This is a genomic window from Ectothiorhodospira sp. PHS-1, from assembly GCF_000225005.1.
Lineage (GTDB): Bacteria > Pseudomonadota > Gammaproteobacteria > Ectothiorhodospirales > Ectothiorhodospiraceae > Ectothiorhodospira.
The window spans coordinates 1-2,025 of record NZ_AGBG01000068.1; the positions used below are offsets into that span (position 1 = coordinate 1).

At 63.0% G+C, this 2,025-nt stretch carries 1 protein-coding gene; it reads right to left on the reverse strand.

Annotated features, from left to right (window positions below):
- Positions 1 to 92: 92 nt before the first annotated feature.
- A complete protein-coding gene (gene ltrA, locus ECTPHS_RS13595; protein WP_246828385.1) occupies positions 93 to 1,367 on the reverse strand; it encodes a group II intron reverse transcriptase/maturase in 1,275 nt (424 codons plus the stop codon).
- Between the last annotated feature and the right edge of the window lie 658 nt (positions 1,368 to 2,025).

A 2,025-nucleotide genomic window follows, 5' to 3' on the forward strand; every position in this document is an offset into this window, starting at 1 on the left:
CCGCCGGGTGGCCGCGGGTGATTGCTCACCCGCGGCTCCCACAGATCCGGACTTGCCCAATTAAGGCATCCGGCTCCTCAGTCCAACATTCGCTACGTGACATAGATACTGTGTACCACCCGCACGGGCGGGAGAGGATAGCGCTTGAGCAGACGGTTGAAGGTCGACCAGTCAAGGCGCGTCGCATGGGAGCGACGGTTGAGCCACTTGTGCCAGCTTCGGTAGACCGCGAAGCGGAATCGCGACAGCGCTCGCGCGTTGCCGGTGATTCCATAGTAGGCGTCGTGGCCCCTGAGCTTGCGACTCAGCGCCCGCTGTTGTTCCGCCAGTGGCAGGTGGCGATTGAAGCGACACCACTGCCCGATCTGCCGCATGGCACGGCGGAACCGATCTCTGGCCGTCTTGCGTTGCACGACCCAGCGCCCCTTCCTGGAGCGTCCCCAGTAGTGAGTGAAGCCGAGCAGGTCGAAGCTGCGATCCCGTTGGGTGCCGCAGCCCTGACCGGTACTTGAGGGGCGACGGAAGTCCAGTAGTCGGGTTTTCTCCGGGTGAAGCGTGAGCCCGTAGCGTTGGAACCGCATGGGAAGCACCTCCATCACCCGTCGCGCGTCGTCTTCCCGCTCGAAGGCCAGCACTGCGTCATCGGCAAAGCGGACCATGAAGGCCCGCCCCCGCAGACGTGGTTTGACCTCCCGCTCGAACCAAAGATCGAGCACTTCGTGCAGGTAGATATTCGACAGCAACGGACTGATGACTCCACCTTGCGGGCTGCCCCGCTCGGGTCGACTGAGAACCCCGTCGTCCATAACCCCGGCTTGCATCCACTTGCCCAGCGTGCGGCGAACCACGCCGTCACGTACCCGTTGGTCAAGAAAGGCGTTGAGATGGCTACGTTCCATGGTGTCGAAGAACGACCGGATATCGAGGTCGATCACCCAGCCTCCACCGATGTCCATCAGCCCCTGCCAGAGCGATTCAACCGCCTGGTGGGCACTGCGGCCCGGTCGGAAGCCGTACGAGCAGTCCAGAAAGTCCTGCTCGTACACCGGTTCCAGCACCATAAGCACCGCCCGTTGGAGTATCTTGTCCTCCAGGGTGGGGATGCCGATGGGGCGGGTCTTGTCCTTCGTTCCCGCCTTGGGAATATGCACGCGCCGCACCGGTGGCGCACGGTAGCGGCCGCTCTTGAACCGTTCGAGCAAATCGCTCAGGTTCTCGTGCAGTCTCTGCTCGTACGCCTCGGCGGTCACGCCGTCCACACCCACCGCGCCGTCCTTGCGCGTGCGACGATACGCTTCTTCCAGCCACCCCAGATCAATGTGGTGTGCCAGCGTCAGCAGTACCCTCTCCGGTGCCTTTCTCGCCAATTCCGCGATCGCCTGCTGTCGCGTTGAGATGGTCTCGCGATCCAATGCTCGCGTCATCTGTCCCTCCAGACGTGTATTTAGACCGATCGGCCGCTTCCCTCAGATGGGTCCTCTCGGGTGAGTTCCCCATCGTCGTCAGTACTATCAGCCGACTCCGATTGCTGACCCGCCATCCCACCGCGCTTCGTTGCCTTCGCTTGGTGGTACTTTGCGTTGTGCCGTCTTCGCGCCCACCCGTCCGGCACCCATCAGGTGGTCGATGCTGGACCATTTGTAGCGCGGCGCCCGCGCCGCCTGTCTCGCAAAGAGCGAATCAGCCCTCCCAGGTTCCTGGGTGACCCTTGCGTACATGCCCTGCTCTCAGACCCCGGCGGGGAGCGCAGACCCGACCCTCTCGGTCTGCACTCTGTTGCCTTCCGCACACCAGAGTACGTCGGCCCCGCGATTCGGGAATTTCGAGGTTCAATCACACGGCCTGCACACCCCCTGTTTACGCTTCGCAGACCAGGTCGCCCATGGCCCACGCAAAACTCGGTTCCGGTGGCGGGTCTGCCTTGCCGGTTCGGGACTTTCACCCGTCGGGTCACAATGAAAGGTTTCAGGACGCCCCATCCTTCGACGTTTCTTCCTCCTTTCCCAGGCTTTGCCTGGCGCAACT